18 protein-coding genes and 1 other annotated feature are annotated in these 18,871 nt (G+C 43.4%); all 18 genes read right to left on the minus strand.

Annotation, left to right across the window (positions count from 1 at the left end):
- Positions 1 to 10 precede the first annotated feature (10 nt).
- The gene (gene pyrE, locus JOC78_RS00565) at positions 11 to 634 is read right to left on the minus strand and encodes an orotate phosphoribosyltransferase (protein ID WP_204551992.1); all 624 of its coding nucleotides are present in this window, start codon (positions 632 to 634) and stop codon (positions 11 to 13) included.
- Positions 627 to 1,340, minus strand: a complete 714-nt coding sequence (pyrF, locus tag JOC78_RS00570; protein ID WP_204551994.1) for an orotidine-5'-phosphate decarboxylase — start codon at positions 1,338 to 1,340, stop codon at positions 627 to 629. Before pyrF ends, pyrE begins: the two co-directional genes overlap by 8 nt.
- Positions 1,312 to 2,253 (minus strand): dihydroorotate dehydrogenase, encoded by a 942-nt coding sequence (locus tag JOC78_RS00575; RefSeq protein WP_204551996.1) that lies wholly within the window; start codon positions 2,251 to 2,253, stop codon positions 1,312 to 1,314. Before JOC78_RS00575 ends, pyrF begins: the two co-directional genes overlap by 29 nt.
- On the minus strand, positions 2,250 to 3,029 hold the full coding sequence (locus JOC78_RS00580) for a dihydroorotate dehydrogenase electron transfer subunit (protein ID WP_204551998.1): 780 nt from the start codon (positions 3,027 to 3,029) through the stop codon (positions 2,250 to 2,252). Before JOC78_RS00580 ends, JOC78_RS00575 begins: the two co-directional genes overlap by 4 nt.
- Positions 3,026 to 6,244, minus strand: a complete 3,219-nt coding sequence (gene carB / locus JOC78_RS00585) for a carbamoyl-phosphate synthase large subunit (protein ID WP_204552000.1) — start codon at positions 6,242 to 6,244, stop codon at positions 3,026 to 3,028. The genes JOC78_RS00580 and carB overlap by 4 nt, the downstream gene beginning before the upstream one ends.
- Positions 6,237 to 7,328 (minus strand): carbamoyl phosphate synthase small subunit, encoded by a 1,092-nt coding sequence (locus JOC78_RS00590; RefSeq protein WP_204552002.1) that lies wholly within the window; start codon positions 7,326 to 7,328, stop codon positions 6,237 to 6,239. Before JOC78_RS00590 ends, carB begins: the two co-directional genes overlap by 8 nt.
- Positions 7,329 to 8,612, minus strand: a complete 1,284-nt coding sequence (locus JOC78_RS00595; protein ID WP_204552004.1) for a dihydroorotase — start codon at positions 8,610 to 8,612, stop codon at positions 7,329 to 7,331.
- Entirely contained in the window at positions 8,578 to 9,507 is a 930-nt protein-coding gene (locus JOC78_RS00600) for an aspartate carbamoyltransferase catalytic subunit (protein ID WP_204552006.1), read from the minus strand. The genes JOC78_RS00595 and JOC78_RS00600 overlap by 35 nt, the downstream gene beginning before the upstream one ends.
- A 295-nt stretch (positions 9,508 to 9,802) precedes the next feature.
- Complete coding sequence (pyrR, locus tag JOC78_RS00605) at positions 9,803 to 10,342, minus strand: bifunctional pyr operon transcriptional regulator/uracil phosphoribosyltransferase PyrR (RefSeq protein WP_204552893.1); 540 nt, start codon at positions 10,340 to 10,342, stop codon at positions 9,803 to 9,805.
- Positions 10,343 to 10,531: 189 nt separating this feature from the next.
- The gene (locus JOC78_RS00610; RefSeq protein ID WP_204552008.1) at positions 10,532 to 11,443 is read right to left on the minus strand and encodes an RluA family pseudouridine synthase; all 912 of its coding nucleotides are present in this window, start codon (positions 11,441 to 11,443) and stop codon (positions 10,532 to 10,534) included.
- Positions 11,415 to 11,903 carry a signal peptidase II gene (lspA, locus tag JOC78_RS00615; RefSeq protein WP_204552009.1) on the minus strand — a complete coding sequence of 163 codons (489 nt, stop codon included), beginning with the start codon at positions 11,901 to 11,903 and terminating at the stop codon, positions 11,415 to 11,417. Before lspA ends, JOC78_RS00610 begins: the two co-directional genes overlap by 29 nt.
- 116 nt (positions 11,904 to 12,019) lie before the next feature.
- A complete protein-coding gene (gene ileS, locus JOC78_RS00620) occupies positions 12,020 to 14,788 on the minus strand; it encodes an isoleucine--tRNA ligase (RefSeq protein ID WP_204552011.1) in 2,769 nt (922 codons plus the stop codon).
- Between the two features lie 72 nt (positions 14,789 to 14,860).
- Positions 14,861 to 15,087 (minus strand) — a binding site (T-box leader).
- Between the two features lie 57 nt (positions 15,088 to 15,144).
- Positions 15,145 to 15,654, minus strand: a complete 510-nt coding sequence (locus tag JOC78_RS00625; RefSeq protein ID WP_204552013.1) for a DivIVA domain-containing protein — start codon at positions 15,652 to 15,654, stop codon at positions 15,145 to 15,147.
- A gap of 107 nt (positions 15,655 to 15,761) precedes the next feature.
- Positions 15,762 to 16,538 carry a YlmH/Sll1252 family protein gene (locus JOC78_RS00630; RefSeq protein WP_204552015.1) on the minus strand — a complete coding sequence of 259 codons (777 nt, stop codon included), beginning with the start codon at positions 16,536 to 16,538 and terminating at the stop codon, positions 15,762 to 15,764.
- A 68-nt stretch (positions 16,539 to 16,606) separates the two neighbouring features.
- Positions 16,607 to 16,870, minus strand: a complete 264-nt coding sequence (locus JOC78_RS00635; RefSeq protein ID WP_204552017.1) for a YggT family protein — start codon at positions 16,868 to 16,870, stop codon at positions 16,607 to 16,609.
- A 6-nt stretch (positions 16,871 to 16,876) separates the two neighbouring features.
- Positions 16,877 to 17,308: a cell division protein SepF gene (locus tag JOC78_RS00640; protein WP_204552019.1), complete on the minus strand. Its 432-nt coding sequence runs from the start codon at positions 17,306 to 17,308 to the stop codon at positions 16,877 to 16,879.
- Positions 17,309 to 17,325: 17 nt separating this feature from the next.
- Positions 17,326 to 17,997, minus strand: a complete 672-nt coding sequence (locus JOC78_RS00645) for a YggS family pyridoxal phosphate-dependent enzyme (protein ID WP_204552021.1) — start codon at positions 17,995 to 17,997, stop codon at positions 17,326 to 17,328.
- Positions 17,994 to 18,827, minus strand: coding sequence for a peptidoglycan editing factor PgeF (gene pgeF, locus JOC78_RS00650; protein ID WP_204552023.1), 834 nt, complete (start codon positions 18,825 to 18,827; stop codon positions 17,994 to 17,996). Before pgeF ends, JOC78_RS00645 begins: the two co-directional genes overlap by 4 nt.
- Positions 18,828 to 18,871 lie beyond the last annotated feature (44 nt).

Raw genomic sequence — 18,871 nt, forward strand, 5'->3', positions numbered from 1 at the left:
TGAAAGAAGATTATCCCCAGTTTTCAGGGCTTTCCTGCCACTTCTTAAGAGTTGCTATGTCGCTTTCTTCTACATAATTCATGTCTCTTGCAACTTCAATCAATGCAGAATAATCACTTAAGCTATAAGATGACACATCCGCCGCTTTTAATTTCTCTATGCCTGTTTTGAGTTCATATGTAAAAATAGAAACAATGCCAACTACTTCACAGCCTGCTTCCCGCAAAGCTTCCACCGCAGTAATTGCACTTCCGCCCGTAGAAATTAAATCCTCCACTACAACTACTTTCGTACCAGGTACTGCTTTCCCTTCAATTTGATTGCCTTTTCCATGCGCTTTTGCTTTAGAGCGGACATAGCACATCGGCAATTCCATTAAATCACTGACCCATGCCGCATGAGGAATACCTGCAGTAGCTGTGCCAGCAATCAGCTCTGTTTCTGGGAAATGTTCTTCAATCAAGGACACAAGGCCCTTTGCGATCGTCTTTCTCACCACCGGGTAAGAAAGTGTTAAACGGTTATCGCAATAAATCGGTGATTGAATACCTGAAGACCATGTAAAAGGATCATTGGGCTGTAAAAATACAGCTTTAATTTCTAATAATTGTTTAGCAATTTCTTTATTAAGCATTTTGTGTGCCTCCCCATAGCTGTTTTACGTGCTGATATGATTCAAGCGGCTGGCTGGACTTCGTAATGGAACGGCCGACGACAATCAAGCTTGAGCCTAATTCTCTTGCCTGTTTCGGATCAGCAATGCGTGTTTGATCGTGTGCCGCATCATCCTTCAAGCGAATACCTGGCGTTACCGTTAAAAAGTCAGTACCGCACGCTTCTTTAATTCTTCCGGCTTCATGCACTGAGCAAACGACTCCATCAGAGCCTGATTGTTTCGCCGTTTGGGCATAGTGAAGAACCGATTCTTCTAACGTTACCGGAATCAGCTGTTCATTTTGCATTTGTTCTTCAGAGGTGGAAGTTAATTGAGTGACCGCGAGCAAGATCGGCCGTTTTCCATTCGTTCCTTGTTCAAGTCCTTCTCTGGCCGCTTCCATCATTCGTCTGCCGCCTGCTGCATGCACATTAATCATATCGACGCCGAGACTTGCGAGTCCTTTCATGGCTTTTTGGACAGTATGAGGAATATCATGAAGTTTTAAATCCAAAAAAATTCGGTGGTTTTGCTTTTTGAGCTGCTCAATGATGATCGGTCCATTTTGTAAATATAGCTCCATCCCGACTTTAACAAATAAAGATTCACCAGGAAAAAGTGCAAGAAACTGATCAGTTTCCTCCCATGTGGCAAAATCAAGAGCAATGATAGGTTCTCTTTCCATTCGCGTTCCAGCTCCTTCCTGTTAATTCACTGATATGGTCGATATGGTTGTCTATTAAATATTGGTCTAGCTGATCTATTAGCGTTGGACAGATAAAAGGATCCACGAAATTGGCGGTTCCAATCGCTACGGCACTGGCGCCAGCATAATAAAACTCGATAATATCCTCTACTGTTGATATCCCGCCCATGCCAATGATCGGCAAGCTGGTAGCTTGGCTGACTTCATAAATCATCCGGATCGCAACAGGTTTGACGGCAGGTCCTGACAAGCCGCCCGTGCGGTTGGATAGAATCGGCTTCCCGGTTTTAATATCGATCCTCATGCCGATCAAGGTGTTAATCATCGTTAACCCATCTGCTCCGCCGTCTTCTGCGGCTTTAGCCATTTCCACAATGTTGGTGACGTTTGGAGATAATTTCACATACACTGGCACCTCGGATACTTCTTTCACTTTTTTCGTCAGTTCCTTTGCTGTTTCCGGAACGGTACCGAAAGCTATTCCGCCTGTTTTCACATTCGGACAAGAAATATTTAGTTCTAAGGCGTGTACGTTTTCGGCGGTTGAGATCGTTTTAGCGACTTCTACATAATCTTCAACTTGTGAGCCGGCTACATTCGCGATAATCGGCACATCAAATTGTTCCAGCCAGGTTAATTCGTTTTCCTTCACCTTTTGAAGTCCAGGATTTTGCAGGCCAATCGCATTTAACATCCCGCCTGGTGTCTCCGCCACACGCGGTGTTGGATTTCCGAATCTTGCTTCTTCGGTTGTTGCTTTAATCATGATGGCACCTAGTGTACTAAGGTCATATAGCTCACTGTATTCACGTCCAAAACCGAAACAGCCTGATGCCGGCATAACCGGATTTTTCATTTCAAGCCCAGGAAGCTGTGTGATCAATCGCTTCATAGTGCCACCTCCCCAATTGGAAATACTGGTCCATCGCTGCATACTTTTCGGTAGTCTGTCCCGGTTGGGTCATCCTGGGTATGGCATACACAGGCAAAACATGCGCCAATGCCGCATCCCATTCTCTGTTCTAAGGAAATAAATCCTTTTTTGGTAAAATTCAGTTCTTCCAGCGCTTTTAGCATAGGGATAGGGCCACATGAAAACAGTACGTCCCCTTCAAGGCCATTCTCTCGGATTACGTCGGTAACAAAACCTTCTGTCCCTAAAGATCCGTCTACTGTTGCCACATATGTCTCTCCAAACTCTTCAAATTCATCGAGGTAAAAAGCTGCCTCCCGGTTTTGGAAACCGAGCACATGAATGGTTTTCACTCCTCGCTCATTTAACCGCTTAGACAGCTCATATAATGGGGGCACGCCAATCCCGCCTCCTACTAAAATCGCCGTTTCCCCAGAAGCTGCCTCTTCTACTGGAAAGCCTTTTCCTAATGGACCGAGCACATCAATCGAATCGCCCAATTTTTTCTCTGCAAGCTGACTAGTGCCTTCTCCTTCTGCCCGATAAATCATAGTAAATCGGCTGTTTGGCTGATCGATCTCTGCAATACTGATCGGCCGTCTCAACAGCGGCATCATTTGGTTATTTACTCTAAGATGAACGAACCGGCCAGGTTCGTTCATCTCTTGCACAAGCTCACCCTCTAGGGTGAGCTTGTAAATATTATGAGCAATTTGTTCTTGGGCTGTCACTTTCATGAGCTCTTTTTTGATCATGAAAGCACCGCCTCAATTTCTGAAACAAAGTCTGGCTTTGGCATAGCTTCTGCAGAGAAGATCATTGATTCAAGCACTCTTAAGATCGCTTCTGCTGTATCTAGTGAAGTTAAACATGGCACACCATTTTCGACTGTTTCACGACGGATTCTGAACCCGTCACGCGCTGGCTGTTTTCCTTTCGTCAATGTATTGATGACAAAGTGAGCCTGGCCATTGCGAATGATATCTAGCATATCCGGCCCTTTGGCTCCAATTTTTGCTACTGTCATAGCCGGGATGCCTGCTTCATTTAAGAACTCAGCCGTTCCTCGTGTGGCCATCAGCTGGAAGCCAATATTATGGAATCTCTTAGCTAGCACCATGGCTTCCACTTTATCTTTATCAGCTACCGTCATTAAGACAGAGCCCTTCGTTGGAATTTTCATCCCGGAGGCTACTAGACCTTTATATAACGCTTTTTCTACTGTTGTATCTTTCCCCATGACTTCTCCAGTTGATTTCATTTCAGGGCCAAGAGTGGTATCAACTCGGCGCAGCTTCGCGAATGAGAACACTGGCACTTTCACAAACACGCCTTGTTTTTCTTCAGCCAGCCCTGTTGAATAGCCCATCTCACTTAAAGAGTGGCCAAGAATCGCTTTTGTAGCTAAATTCGCCATTGGGATATTCGTGATTTTACTTAAAAACGGAACAGTCCGGCTTGAACGAGGATTTACCTCTAACACATACACTTCACCTTTTGAGATGACATATTGAATGTTTAACAAGCCGACAATATTCAGTCCTTTAGCCAATTTAACTGTATACTCAACAATTTGATCTTTTTGCTCCTGTGTCAGCTGCTGCGGCGGATACACGGCGATCGAGTCACCTGAGTGAACTCCGGCACGTTCGATGTGTTCCATGATGCCAGGAATCACGACATTCGTTCCGTCAGAGATCGCGTCCACTTCGATTTCTTTTCCCGTAAGGTAACGGTCAATTAACACTGGATGATCCGGGTTCACTTTAACCGCGTTTTCCATGTATTGAAGCAGTTCTGCTTCTTTATACACGATTTCCATTGCACGTCCCCCAAGTACATAGGACGGGCGCACCAGCACCGGATAGCTGATTTCGTTCGCAATTTCCACCGCTGCTTCTACTGAAAAAGCTGTTTTTCCGAGCGGCTGCGGAATGTCAAGACTTTGTAATGTCTGCTCAAATTTGTCACGGTTTTCTGCACGGTCAAGATCTTCCAGGCTCGTGCCTAAAATCTTCACTCCGTGTTCCACAAGCTGTTCTGCTAGATTAATAGCTGTTTGTCCGCCGAACTGCACGACAACACCTTCCGGCTGTTCTAAGTCGATGATGTGCATGACATCTTCGATTGTCAGCGGCTCGAAGTATAGTTTGTCAGAGATACTGAAATCCGTTGAAACTGTTTCTGGGTTATTGTTGACAATAATCGCTTCATATCCAGCCTCTTTAATCGCCCATACTGAATGCACTGTTGCATAATCAAATTCAACACCTTGACCGATTCGAATTGGTCCGGATCCCAGCACCACGACACTTTTGCGGTCTGTCACGATCGACTCGTTTTCATCCTCATACGTTCCGTAGTAATATGGAGTCGCAGATTCGAATTCAGCTGCACATGTATCTACCATTTTAAATACCGGCACAATTTTATTTTCTTTCCGCCAGTCATAGATTTCCTTCTCAGACGCTCCCCATAGTTTAGCTAAGGTTTCATCAGAGAAGCCCATTTCTTTCGCTTCTTTAGCAACTTCCGGCACAAAAGGATTCGCTGCTGCTTCTTTTTCAAACTCGATAATATTCGAGAATTTCTTCAAGAAGAATAGATCGATTTCGCACCATTCATTCAAAGTTTCAATCGTGATCCCGCGGCGCAGCGCTTCTCCGATATAGAATAGGCGTTCATCGCCAGCTTTTCTGATTCGCTTCTCAATAAAAGCGTCTTCCTTCTCTTTCAGTTCATCAAGTCCAAGGTGACTCACGCCGCTCTCTAGTGAACGGACAGCTTTTAAGATCGACTCCTCGAATGTGCGTCCGATAGCCATTACTTCCCCAGTGGCTTTCATCTGAGTGCCGAGCGTACGGTTCGCTGACTCAAATTTATCAAAAGGCCATCTCGGGATCTTCGATACGATGTAATCAAGAGCTGGTTCAAAGCATGCGTATGTTTTGCCTGTTACCGGGTTCATCATTTCATCTAATGTTAACCCTACAGCAATCTTTGCCGCAAGTTTCGCAATTGGATATCCTGTTGCTTTTGAAGCCAATGCAGATGAACGGCTCACCCGTGGATTTACTTCGATAATATAATATTGAAAACTGTGCGGGTCGAGTGCCAGCTGAACGTTGCAGCCGCCTTCAATCCCTAGTGCGCGAATAATTTTCAAAGATGTGTTGCGAAGCATCTGATATTCACGGTCGCTTAACGTCTGGCTCGGTGCAACTACGATAGAATCGCCTGTGTGAACGCCGACTGGGTCGATGTTTTCCATGTTACAAACCACGATGGCATTATCGTTGGAGTCACGCATAACTTCATATTCAACTTCTTTAAAGCCAGCAATACTTTTTTCAAGCAAACACTGTGTTACTGGACTGTATTTCAAACCGCTTGTTACGATTTCAACTAACTCTTCTTCATTAGAGCAAATGCCCCCTCCAGTGCCTCCAAGCGTGTAAGCTGGACGGACAATCACTGGATAGCCAATCTGTTTAACAAAAGCAAAGGCTTCTTCAAGGTTATGAATGATCTCACTTTCTGGTACTGGTTCATTTAATTCATTCATCAATTGACGGAACAGATCTCTGTCTTCTGCTTGTTCGATGGCTGACAGCTTTGTTCCTAATACTTGAACATTGTATTCTTCCAAAACTCCCGCATTAGCAAGCTCCACTGCCATATTTAATCCCGTTTGGCCTCCAAGTGTCGGAAGAACGGCATCTGGGCGTTCCTTTTGAATGATGCGGCTCACAAACTCTAAAGTCAGCGGCTCAAGGTATACGGCATCTGCAATCTCTGTATCTGTCATAATAGTTGCCGGATTGGAGTTTACCAGGATCACTCGGTACCCTTCCTCTTTTAAGGCGAGACAAGCCTGTGTCCCCGCATAATCAAATTCAGCTGCCTGACCGATGACAATCGGTCCTGATCCAATCACTAGAATGCTTTTAATGTCTGTACGTTTAGGCATTTTGAAGCTCCTTTCCTGCGTTCGCTTTCATCATGTTGATAAATTTGTCAAATAGCTGATTGTCATCTTCCGGTCCTGGAGATGCTTCAGGGTGATACTGAACTGTGAAGGCCGGATATTCTTTATGAGCAAGTCCTTCCACAGTGCCATCGTTTAACGCCACGTGAGTGACTTTCAAGTTCGTTTCTTTAATAGATTCTTCACAAACCGCGTATCCGTGGTTTTGAGAGGTTAACGCTGTTTTTCCAGTTTCAAGGTCTTTCACAGGATGATTCGATCCGCGGTGACCAAACTTCAACTTAAAGGTGTCTGCTCCAGATGCAAGTGCAAAGAGCTGATGACCAAGGCAAATGCCGAATATCGGAACTTTGCCGATTAATTGCTGAATCGTTTCAATCGCCTGCGGAACATCTTTTGGATTTCCCGGTCCGTTCGTCAGCATAATGCCGTCCGGATTAAACTGCATAATCTCTTCTGCTGTTGTATCGTAAGGAACAACAATGACATCACAGTTGCGTTTGTTTAACTCTCGAAGAATGCCGTGCTTCATGCCGAAGTCCATCAATACTACACGGTGGCCGCGGCCTGGGCTTGGATAAGCCGATTTTGTGGAAACTTGTGATACTTGATTGTTTGGCAGCACAGTCGCTTGCAAACGGTGGATCAAGCTTTCTGCATCTTCCTCAAGGGACACAATCGCACCCTTCATCGTTCCGTGCTCACGGATAATTCTTGTCAGCTTTCTCGTATCAATTCCAGCAATCGCCGGGATATTTTTCATTTTTAAATAAGCATCCAGTGTCATTTCGCTTCTGAAATTAGATGGATATTCTGCTGCTTCTTTCACAATTAACGCTTTAACTGCCGGGTGAATCGTTTCAAAGTCATCACGGTTAATGCCGTAGTTGCCGATCAAAGGATAAGTGAATGTCACAATTTGACCGCAGTATGAAGGGTCTGACAGCACTTCCTGGTAGCCGGTCATACCTGTTGTAAATACAATCTCGCCTGTTGTATCCTTATCGCTTCCAAAACCTTTTCCGATAAAGATTGTTCCATCTTCTAATACTAGCTGTTTCTTCATTTATGCTTCATTCCTTTCCTGCCATACAAGTTTTCCTTCTGCAAATGTTGCCGTTGCCCATCCGCTGCATGCCCATCCGCCGAATGGAGTGTTTTTTCCTTTGGAAACAAATTCTTTTGCATCTATCTTTTTTTCTTTTTCAAGGTCAATCAATACAATGTCAGCAAGACTTCCTGCTTCTAATTTTCCATATGGTAAGCCGAAAGCGTTAGCTGGTTTGATCGTCATCCAATCTACCAGCTGCTTCAATGACATTTTTCCATTTTTTACAAAATGTGTGTACATGAGAGGGAAAGCTGTTTCCAATCCGACAATGCCGAATGGTGCTTTCTCCATGCCAGCTGCTTTGTCCTCCGCTGTATGCGGCGCATGATCCGTTGCTATGAAATCGATCGTTCCATCTAAAAGACCTTCAATCAGCGCATCTCTATCTGCCCTGCTTCTTAAAGGCGGGTTCATCTTATAATTGGTGTCACGCCCCGGAATATCTTCATCGCATAAAAGCAAGTGGTGCGGTGTCACTTCAGCCGTCACACGGATGCCGGCTGCTTTCGCTTCTCTCACCGTCCGAACCGATTCTTTCGTGCTGATATGGCAGACATGATAATGGCATCCTGCCGCTTCAGCAATTAATACATCCCTTGCAATATGTACAGATTCACAAATGGAGGGAATCCCTTTTATGTTATTTTCTTTGGCAAATTGGCCATCGTGCACAGCGCCGCCGTAGATCAATGAATTGTCCTCACAGTGAGCGACTACAGCTGCATTAAGGTCTGCCGCTTGCTTCATGGCTTCGTACATCATACCGGCTTCTTGTATACCTACGCCGTCATCCGTGAAAGCAAAGGCGCCAGCTGATTTCAATTTTGCAAAATCAGTCATTTCTTTCCCCGCTTCTCTTATCGTGATAGAAGCATAGGGCAAGACACGAACTTGAGCCGTTTCTTTAATTCTTTCATTTAGCTTTGTTAAATGCTCTTCTGTATCCGGTACCGGCCTCGTATTAGGCATGGCAGCCACTGTGGTAAAGCCGCCTTTCGCTGCTGCCTTTGTACCCGTTTCAATCGTTTCTTTTTTCTCTCCGCCAGGCTCGCGAAGGTGTACATGCAAATCAATCAGTCCAGGTGCGATCAGCTGGCCTTTCACATCAATGATTTCCTCGCCCTTCTCTTCAAGATCGGCTCCCATTTCAGTGATGTGTTTTCCCTGTACTCGAATGTCTTGCTGAATCAGTTCCCCATTCTCATTAAGAAGTTTTCCGTTTTTTAATAGCCAGCTCATTTGTCATTCCTCCTTCAAGTAGTTCTTTCAATACAGCCATTCTTACGTATACACCGTTTTCCATTTGTTTAAAGATTCTCGAACGTTCACATTCTACTAAACTATCCGCTATTTCCACCCCGCGATTAACAGGGGCCGGATGCATAATAATACTGTTCTCTTTCATGCGTTTTTCACGTTCAATGGTCAGACCGAACAGCTGATGATACTGTTCTTTTGTCATCGCGCTTTCGCTGCCATGACGCTCATGCTGGATTCGCAGGAGCATTAACACATCTACTTCTTCAATCAGTTCATCTATATCAGCCACTTCACCGGCAGTTATGTACTCTTCCTCAAACCAATCTGATGGACCCGCGAAGCGAACATCCGCTCCAAGCTTCCTGAGAGCGTCGGCATTTGACCGCGCCACACGGCTATGTCTGATGTCTCCAACAATTCCCACTTTCAATCCTTCAAACCTTCCAAACTCCTGCTGGATGGTGAATAGATCTAAGAGACACTGTGTAGGGTGCTGGCCGCAGCCATCCCCTGCATTAATAACCGGGATGTTCACTTTATTGATTAACTGATTGTAATATTCATTCTCTTCGTGGCGAATAACGACGGCATTGACACCAATGGACTCAAGCGTGCGAACTGTATCATATAGTGTTTCACCTTTTAGAACGCTTGAACTTCCTGCTTCAAAAGGAATGACATCAAGCCCAAGTTTTCTTTCAGCCACTTCAAAGCTCATTTTTGTTCTGGTGCTTGCTTCAAAAAATAAGTTGGCCACAAACGTTTGCTTGCCCGCTTGCCATGATGCGCCTTGAGAAAACTTCTTTGCTTGCATTAATATTAACAGAATTTCATCTTTATGCATATCCTTAATTGAAACTAAATTTTCTACCATCGTTATTCCTCCTCCATTTTCATAAAAAAAAACACCCATTTCACAAGGGTGTTTTGATTGCGGCAAACTTGAAGAAGTCCTCTGTAATGCTGCCTGCGATCACCCTTGTATGCCTCTCTGGACATAATTAAAAGGTTGTTTATTCATTTGTCATCTTTATAAAAAAACCTCTTTGTACGCTGAAATGGTACAAAGAGGTTGTTCATGCATACTGATTCCCGTATTCATTCGGGTCATGCTGCACTTTTCGTTTCCTCTTTGCCGGCCTCTCTGGACCTGATTAAAAGAGCATTATTTACATTTCATGAATGCTGACTTGATCTTTAGAATCCACTTCCTGCAGTGTTACAACGATTCTTTCACTGCTTGAAGATGGAATGTTTTTGCCAATGTAATCCGCGCGAATCGGAAGTTCCCGATGACCTCTGTCTACAAGGACAGCCATTTGAATATTTGATGGTCTGCCGAGATCCATAATTGCATCCATCGCCGCACGAACGGTTCTTCCTGTATAAAGAACATCATCTATAAGTATGACAGACTTGCCTGTCAAATCTACTGGAATATCTGAACCCTTTACTTCCGGTTCCTTGTTTGCTGTTTTAATCGTTAAATCATCTCTATATAATGTAATATCTAAGTCTCCAACCGGAACTTCCTGGCCTTCGATCTGTTTAATGCGTTCTGCCAAGCGTTTCGCTAAATAAATTCCCCTCGTTTTAATACCGACGAGGACACAATTTTCGACCCCTTTATTTCTTTCGAGAATCTCATGGGCGACCCTTGTTAATGCCCTGCGAATGGCTTGTTCATCTAAAACAACTGCTTTTTCCAACTTAATCACCTCACACACTTTCCTGCAAAAAAAGCCCTCTCGCCGTATAGGTGAGAGGGCAGAATTAAGCCGTAACAAAATACATAGACATGTATTCTAGCTAATTATCCGATACCTTCTCAGCCTCACGGGACTGTTTTTAAAGGTCATATTCAACTTATACAAGATTACCTGCTATTTATATGTTTGTCAATTACTTTCCGACAAATATTTTAAAAGCTGCGTGAATTCTTCCGGCAGTGGCGCCTCAAACTCTAAATATTCTTCCGTTCTCGGATGAACAAAACCAAGGATGGCTGCATGAAGAGCCTGTCCATTAAGATTTAATGTTTTTTTCGGACCATACTTCGGATCGCCGGCAAGAGGAAAACCAATATACTTCATATGGACACGAATTTGATGTGTTCTTCCTGTTTCAAGCACACATTCAACTAACGTGAAGTCTTTAAAACGTTCGATCACTTGGAAATGAGTGACTGCATGTTTGCCGCTATCTGCGACCGTCATGCTTTGGCGGTCTTTTTGATCTCTGCCGATTGGCGCCTCAATCGTTCCATAATCATGAGGAATGACACCGTGAACAATCGCTTTATACTTTCTTGTGACAGACTTATCAACTAATTGCTGCACAAGTTTTTCGTGGGCTAAATCGTTTTTAGCGACCATTAAGAGCCCCGAAGTATCTTTATCAATACGGTGAACAATCCCGGGACGCATCACACCATTAATGCCAGATAAATCTTTACAGTGCGCCATTAGACCATTGACAAGGGTACCTGACAAATGACCTGGTGCAGGATGAACGACCATCCCGCGAGGTTTATTAACAACCAGTACGTCACTGTCTTCATAATAGATATCCAAATTCATTTCTTCCGGTTCTACATCCAGCGGTTCTGGTTCTGGCATAGTAATAACCAGCTGATCTCCAGACTGACATTTATAATTTGGCTTAACTGAACGGCCGTTTACTGTCACATGCCCTTCTTTCACCCAATCCTGTACTTGTGTCCGTGACCATTCTTCATTTAAGCCGGCAATTACTTTATCGATCCTTGCGCCCGCTTCTTCTTCAAGTATGTTGTGCTCCATTTTTTCCATTCAATTTCTCCTTTTCTTTCCGTTCTTCTATAAACATTGCAATCATTAATAATACCACTCCTATGGTTAGCGCGGCATCTGCAATATTAAAAATCGGAAAATCGTAGCTGAATATATAAGTGTTGATAAAATCAACTACTTCTTTGCGAAATAATCGATCGATAAAATTTCCAATCGCTCCTCCTAAAAGCAAGGCAAGAGCGCTTTGCATGAGAGGATTATGTTTCGCTTGCGTTTGCATATAATAAACAATTCCAATGACAACTGCAACTGTTATTAAATAGAAAAGCCAAAATTGGCCTTCAAGCATTCCCCACGCAGCTCCTCGGTTACGGTGTGAGCTGATGTAGAGAAAATCTTTTATAACCTCCACACTGTCTCCAATTTCCATGCTTTTTACGATCAGCCACTTTGTCCACTGGTCAAGCAATATTACAAATAACGCCAGTACATAGTACATTCAGGCACCTCAATTCAATGAAATTCATGCGTGAATAATTGACCATTACGGTGAAAAGAGGTTAGCACCAGTCACGCTAACCTCCAGTCAATTCTTACTGCTCCATATACATCGGCTTACACTTCAGTATAGTGTTCTGCCACCACATTGCCGCATCGAGGACAAAGTGTCGGATGATCCGCGTGCTGTCCTACTTCCTCAGAAACAATCCAGCAGCGCTCACAAGTTTCACCCTCGGCTTTTTCAACCACAATAGCTGCGCGTTCAAGCTTTAATGCTTGTTCAGGAGCTTCATCGATTGAACCGCCGATTTCAAAGCTAGAAACAATAAATAATTGTTTTAAATCTTCATTAATTGAGTCTAACAGTTCTTTCGTTTCATCGTTCACAAACAATACGATCTTAGCCGTTAATGATTTACCGATGACTTTAGCATTACGGGCCTCTTCTAATGCTTTTAACACATTGTCGCGAAGGTCCATGAATTTTGTCCACTTCACTTTTAATTCTTCAGCCTTCGGAAGCTCTTGATAGTCAGGCATATCCGTCAGCTGTACGCTCTCTTCAGTAACTTCTGGAACGTATGCCCATACTTCGTCTGCTGTATGAGAAAGAATTGGAGATAAAAGCTTCGTTAATGCAAGCAGCGTTTCATAAAGAACGGTTTGAATCGCACGGCGATCTTCATGGTTTTCCGGTTCAATGTAGAGAATATCTTTTGCAAAGTCAAGATAGAACGAGCTTAAATCAACCGTGCAGAAATTATTAACCGCGTGATAGATCGCTGCAAACTCATAATTTTCATAGTGATTATGCACTTCTTTAATTAGATCATTCAGCTTCACCATCATGAACTGATCCACTTCACGAAGTTCATTAAACGGCACCGCATTCTCTTTTGGCGTAAAGTCAGCCAGGTTTCCTAGCAAGAATCGGAACGTATTGCGGATCTTACGGTACACTTCAGCCACTTGCTTTAAGATTGGATCTGACACACGCACATCTGCTTGATAATCCACAGACGCTACCCAAAGACGCAGGATATCTCCGCCAAGCTGGTTCATAACCTTAGAAGGAACGACTACATTTCCTAAAGACTTACTCATCTTGCGCCCTTCCCCATCAAGAGCAAAACCATGGCTTAATACGCCTTTATATGGCGCTTTTCCTGTTACAGCCACACCTGTTGTTAAAGAAGAGTTAAACCAGCCGCGATATTGATCCGAACCTTCTAGGTAAAGATCCGCCGGACGCTGAAGGTCGTCACGTTCTTCCAGCACAGCCTGATGAGAAGATCCTGAGTCAAACCATACATCCATGATATCTGTTTCTTTAGAGAACTGGCCATTTGGACTTCCCGGATGTGTAAATCCTTCCGGCAGCAAGTCTTTTGCTTCCTTTTCAAACCAGATATTTGATCCATGCTCACGGAACATTGCAGACACATGAGCAATTGTTTCATCGGTAATGATCGGTTCATTATTCTCCGCGTAAAAGACCGGAATCGGAACACCCCATGCACGCTGACGGGAAATACACCAGTCGCCTCTGTCACGAATCATATTAAACAGACGCGTTTCGCCCCAAGAAGGAATCCACTTCGTTTCTTTTACCGCTTCAAGAAGTTCACTTCTGAATTTATCAATTGAGGCAAACCACTGAGCCGTTGCACGGTAAATAACCGGCTTCTTCGTGCGCCAATCGTGCGGATAGGAATGAGTGATGAAGTTGAGCTTCAAGAGAGCGCCTGCTTCTTTAAGCTTCTCTGTAATTGGTTTATTCGCTTCATCGTAAAACAGCCCTTCAAATCCAGGCGCCTCTTCTGTCATTACACCGCGGTCATTCACTGGACATAGTACGTCAAGTCCATATTTCTTCCCAATAAGGAAATCGTCTTCCCCGTGTCCAGGTGCCGTGTGCACACAGCCTGTACCTGAATCTGTTGTTACATGCTCACCCAGCATAACAAGGGAATCGCGGTCATATAACGGGTGCTTAGCTACTACATATTCAAGCTCTGCACCTTTCACTTTTTTCGTTACTTCTGGCGCTTCCCAGCCTGTCATAGAAGCTACTTCTTCTAAAAGATCTTCTACTACCACGTATTTTTCGCCATTTGCTTCAGCGACTACATACGTCAGTTCAGGATGCACAGAAATTCCCAGGTTGGCAGGAATTGTCCATGGCGTTGTCGTCCAGATAATAAATTTTGTGCCTTCTTCAAGCACGCCTTTTCCATCTGTCACATCAAATGTCACATAAATGGATGCAGAGCGCTTGTCTTGATACTCGATCTCTGCTTCAGCTAGAGCTGATTCGCTTGATGGAGACCAATAAACCGGCTTAAGGCCTTTGTAAATATAGCCTTTTTTCGCCATATCTCCGAACACTTTAATCTGCTGCGCTTCGTATTCCGGCTTTAAGGTAATATAAGGGTTTTCCCAATCTCCGCGAACACCCAGACGTTTAAATTGCTCTCTTTGGCTGTCAACTTGCTCATACGCGTATTCTTCACATAATTTGCGGAATTCAGCCACAGTCATTTCTTTTCGCTTAACGCCTTTGTTCGTCAGCGCCTGCTCAATTGGCAATCCGTGAGTATCCCAGCCCGGCACATAAGGAGCATGAAAGCCGCTCATTGATTTATAACGCACAATAAAATCTTTTAAAATTTTGTTCAGGGCATGGCCCATATGAATATCGCCATTGGCGTATGGAGGTCCGTCATGAAGTACGAACATCGGTCTGCCTTCCGTGCGCTCCTGTACTTTTTTATAAATATCCATCTCGTTCCATTTTTCTTGCACTTCTGGTTCGCGCTTAGGTAAATTCCCGCGCATCGGAAATTCAGTTTTTGGCATTAATAGCGTATCTTTATATTCCATCATGATCCTCCTAAATTTTTTAATCCTCGATGCAACTAAAAATGAATACAAAAAAACCTTCTCATCCCAAAAATAAGGGACGAGAAGGTTCCCGCGGTACCACCCTGATTAACAGACAGATTGCGCCTGTTCACTTAATCATTCGTAACGTGAATGATGCGCTCCCCTCTACTTATAAGAAAATGTTCAAAAGGAGTACTCCAGGGTGATCTTCCATTTATTCCTTTTGCCAGGCTTCCACCAGCTCCTGACTCGCTAAAAAAAGTGAATAAATGTACTGTCCCTATCATCGTTTTTCATTTATAGGCTCATTCGTAATAGTACAATTATAAAAATTGCAGACTCGTTCGTCAAGTTTACCTGTCTTCTTCGCTTAATTTCTCTAATTCATTAGCGTCTACTTCAAAATCCATCAACGTATCCCAATCATCATTGCTTAAAAGATCTAATTGAGCTTCCATCAGCATTTTAAACCGAGTACGGAATACTTTAGACTGCTTTTTCAACTCTTCAATCTCCACAGCAATCTTTCTCGCTTTAGATAAAGATTCATTTACAATCCGATCTGCGTTTTTTTCCGCTTCGCGGATCAAAAGCTTCGCTTCCTTGTGAGCGTTCCGCTTCACATCTTCCGCTGTTTCCTGAGCGATAATAATCGACTTGTTTAATGTCTCTTCGATCGTTGTAAAATAGCCAAGTTTTTCCTGTTGGGCGTTCAGCTGATCTTCAATCTCTTTCTTTTCCCGAATAATTAATTCATAGTCCTTAATAATCTGGTTCAAGAATTCATTTACTTCGTCTTCATCATATCCACGAAACCCACGGCTAAATTCTTTATTATGTATATCTAACGGCGTTAACGGCATACGGCCACCTCCACGGCAATTCTAAAACTTTCATTTTTACATCTCACTGCTTCATATTATAAAGGTTTTTCGGTAGCTTGTGGGTAAATTCCTGCAATTTTAAGAATTTATTTCAAAATTCCTAACACAATCCGCCATTTTTCCTTCTTTGTTTTTCCTTCGATTTCTAAAAGTTTGCTTCTTCCTACCCCTCTGACAGAAAATACATCACCGGCTGAACACTCATAAGAAATGTCTTCTACGTATTTCCAGTTCACCTTGACAAGACCGCCTTTTATTAAAGCTTGAACTTTCTGCCTAGATAATTTCGAAACAGCGGCAAGTACAGCATCAAGACGAAGAGAACTGACTGTTGTCGTCATGTCTTTCCATTCTTCCATCGCACGAATGGCTTCTTGAAAAGAAGTCTGTTCAAGGGTGACTGCGGTTTTACCTACCGCTTGCAAATTCAGTTCCACATAACTGCTTACTTCACTCGCCGCAATGAATTGGAACCTTGTCCCATCAGTCAAAATATCGCCGAACTTCCCGCGTCTAAGTCCGAGGCCCATGATACTCCCCAGCACTTTCGGATGTTCAAGTGAAGTAAACTTTTGCGGATAATTAATTTCATACAGCACCATTTCAAAATCAGAATCAGCTGGTTCATAGTAAGCAGGATAAATCAGCGCACGTTTTCTTTCTGCTGCCTTGGCCCCTCCAAAAAAGGAGACAAGCGGTTCATCATGAGAGCCAATGATAGACTGAACAATCATCTGCTCTCTTGGATCAAGAAAGTCTGTCAGCTTCGGGGCATACATCTCTTCTACAGAATCTTTCCATTCGAGCACTTGATCAATAAATTCCTTTTCTTCCGGACGAAAATGCTGATAAATGGATGACACAAAGCAGACCTCCTTTATATATTATTCGGCATCAAAAAAGGAAGCATCCCGCTTCCTCTTTTTTCATACTATACAAACCACGATGCTAACTGGTATAACCCTCTAGTAGCTAGATTCAATACGAAAAATGCAACTAAAGGTGAAATGTCAATCATTCCGATAGACGGAACAATACGTCTGAACGGCTCCAAATACGGTTCGCAAATTTTTGTAAGAAACTGTCCAATGCTTGATTCACGCGCATTAGGAAACCAAGACATCAATATATAAATAATTAATGCCCAAGAATAAATTTCAATAGCTCTGACTAAAAGCCCAATTACTATTTCCACTGTTTATTACCACCTCGACTGATCAACTTCTTCTTCTGAAAGAAATTGAGATATATTTCCTGATACCTCAACATTATCAGGTGTGCACAAAAATATTTTCGGGCCTAATTGCTGAATCTCCCCGCCAATGGCGTAAACGGTTCCGCTTAAAAAATCAACAATTCTTTTTGCCTGGTCATGCTGAATTCGCTGCAGGTTTACGACAGCGGCTCTTCTGCTTTTTAGATGGTCTGCGATTTCCTGTGCCTCGGCAAAGACGCGCGGCTCTACTAAAATGACCTTTGACGTTTTCTGTACGCTTTGTAAGCTTAGTACATTCTTTTTAGCTGATCGGGCTGGAGTCTGGTCTTCATACGAAGCCGCTTCTAGCCCTTCAGCTTCCCGATAATCTTCATCGTCTAAAAGAAAGAAAGCTTTAAACTTTGACTTAATTCCCACCATTCCACCTCCCAGGTCTATTCACCAACAAGGGCAGTTCCAAGACGAATCATTGTTGCACCTTCTTCTATCGCAATGGCAAAATCATTGCTCATCCCCATTGATAGCTCCTTGCACGGGGCCTCATCTAATTGAAGATCTTGAACTTCAGTTTGAAGACTTTTAAGTTTTTTAAAGCATTGACGCAGCATCTCTTCGTTATCTGTTAAAGGAGCCATAGTCATCAAACCGCAAATCTTGATGTTTTCTAAGCCTTGAAGATCCTGCACAAACGCTAAAACATCCTCTGGATTTAACCCGTGTTTGGATTCCTCACCCGATACATTGACTTGCACAAAGCATTGAATAGGGCTCTCTGCACGCTTATTAATTTCTTTAGCAAGCGATAGGCGATCCAAAGAATGTATGTATGATACTTTATCGATTATATTTTTGACTTTTCTAGTTTGTAAACTGCCTATGAAGTGCCATGTCGGCTTGTCCTCTAAGACATCCCATTTTTCTAACAAGCTGTCATCTCGGTTTTCACCGAAATGCCGAAGTCCGGCTTCTATGGCTTCCTGTGCCCTTTCAATCGACACATATTTGGTTACCGCAATAATCTTTACTTCATCAGGGTGTCTCCCTGCATTCTCACATGCTTGATTTACTTGTTCTTGTATCGTTTGCAGTTTGTCTATTACCTTCATGATGTTGCATTCTCCTTCCAGCCAATAAAGCTCATCATTCTGCCTGTACGTCCTTGATCACGGCGGTGCGAAAAGAATTCACTGCTGCAGCTTGTACACAAGGAAGTCGTCTGGATCTGTTCCTTCTTCAAACCCGATTGAAGCAAGATGCTTTCGTTAAGCTGCTGAAGAGATAGATGATATTCTGAAGACTTACCCGGCACAGGCTGAAACGGCGGTGTTTCTGATGGGTGAACCCATGGTCTCACTTCGCGAATGACGCGTTCATCTACAATATAGCATTGACTGCAAATCGAAGGCCCAATCACTGCAAGTATATCTTCTGCATCTATTCCATCTTTCTGCCAAGCTTTAATCATCTCTCGACCGATACCCGAAACGGTTCCTTTCCATCCTGCATGCGCAATTCCAATTCTGTCTCTATTCTTTGAGTAAAAGTATAAAGGTACACAGTCTGCAAAGCCGAGGGTTAATAAAACGCCCTTCTCATCCGTATAGAATCCATCCGTGCCCCGATAGCCTTCCTCGTAGTTTAATGCACCCTTGCCTCGATCTAAAGTGGAAACCTGTACGATGCGACTGCCGTGAGTTTGCTCTGCAGCCACCCAATTCTCTACAGGAAAGTCCAGCAAATCACCGGCTAGGCGGCGATTTGCACAAACATCCTCACTTTTATCTTTCACATGAAAACCAAGATTTAAGCTGTGAAAATCACCGGAACTCACGCCGCCAAGCTTCGTAGTAAAACCTGCGGCAAGCTCGGGATCTTGATCGGTCCAATCTTTAATAGTATAAAAACTGTTATGCAGAGAAATGAATGGTTCTGTCATTTTTTAGCTCCCGAACGTTTTCTTTTAGTGTAACACAATATGAA

The organism is Bacillus ectoiniformans (assembly GCF_016908875.1).
GTDB classification, from domain to species: Bacteria; Bacillota; Bacilli; order Bacillales; family Domibacillaceae; genus Bacillus_BX; species Bacillus_BX ectoiniformans.

Excerpts from the sequence above, each read along its gene's own strand:
- pyrE (WP_204551992.1), bottom strand. The coding sequence starts at position 634 with ATGCTTAATAAAGAAATTGCTAAACAATTATTAGAAATTAAAGCTGTA.
- pyrF (WP_204551994.1), bottom strand. The coding sequence starts at position 1,340 with ATGGAAAGAGAACCTATCATTGCTCTTGATTTTGCCACATGGGAGGAA.
- JOC78_RS00575 (WP_204551996.1), bottom strand. The coding sequence starts at position 2,253 with ATGAAGCGATTGATCACACAGCTTCCTGGGCTTGAAATGAAAAATCCG.
- JOC78_RS00580 (WP_204551998.1), bottom strand. The coding sequence starts at position 3,029 with ATGATCAAAAAAGAGCTCATGAAAGTGACAGCCCAAGAACAAATTGCT.
- carB (WP_204552000.1), bottom strand. The coding sequence starts at position 6,244 with ATGCCTAAACGTACAGACATTAAAAGCATTCTAGTGATTGGATCAGGA.
- JOC78_RS00590 (WP_204552002.1), bottom strand. The coding sequence starts at position 7,328 with ATGAAGAAACAGCTAGTATTAGAAGATGGAACAATCTTTATCGGAAAA.
- JOC78_RS00595 (WP_204552004.1), bottom strand. The coding sequence starts at position 8,612 with ATGAGCTGGCTATTAAAAAACGGAAAACTTCTTAATGAGAATGGGGAA.
- JOC78_RS00600 (WP_204552006.1), bottom strand. The coding sequence starts at position 9,507 with ATGGTAGAAAATTTAGTTTCAATTAAGGATATGCATAAAGATGAAATT.
- JOC78_RS00610 (WP_204552008.1), bottom strand. The coding sequence starts at position 11,443 with ATGGAAAAAATGGAGCACAACATACTTGAAGAAGAAGCGGGCGCAAGG.
- lspA (WP_204552009.1), bottom strand. The coding sequence starts at position 11,903 with ATGTACTATGTACTGGCGTTATTTGTAATATTGCTTGACCAGTGGACA.
- ileS (WP_204552011.1), bottom strand. The coding sequence starts at position 14,788 with ATGGAATATAAAGATACGCTATTAATGCCAAAAACTGAATTTCCGATG.
- JOC78_RS00625 (WP_204552013.1), bottom strand. The coding sequence starts at position 15,654 with ATGCCGTTAACGCCGTTAGATATACATAATAAAGAATTTAGCCGTGGG.
- JOC78_RS00645 (WP_204552021.1), bottom strand. The coding sequence starts at position 17,997 with ATGAAGGTAATAGACAAACTGCAAACGATACAAGAACAAGTAAATCAA.
- pgeF (WP_204552023.1), bottom strand. The coding sequence starts at position 18,827 with ATGACAGAACCATTCATTTCTCTGCATAACAGTTTTTATACTATTAAA.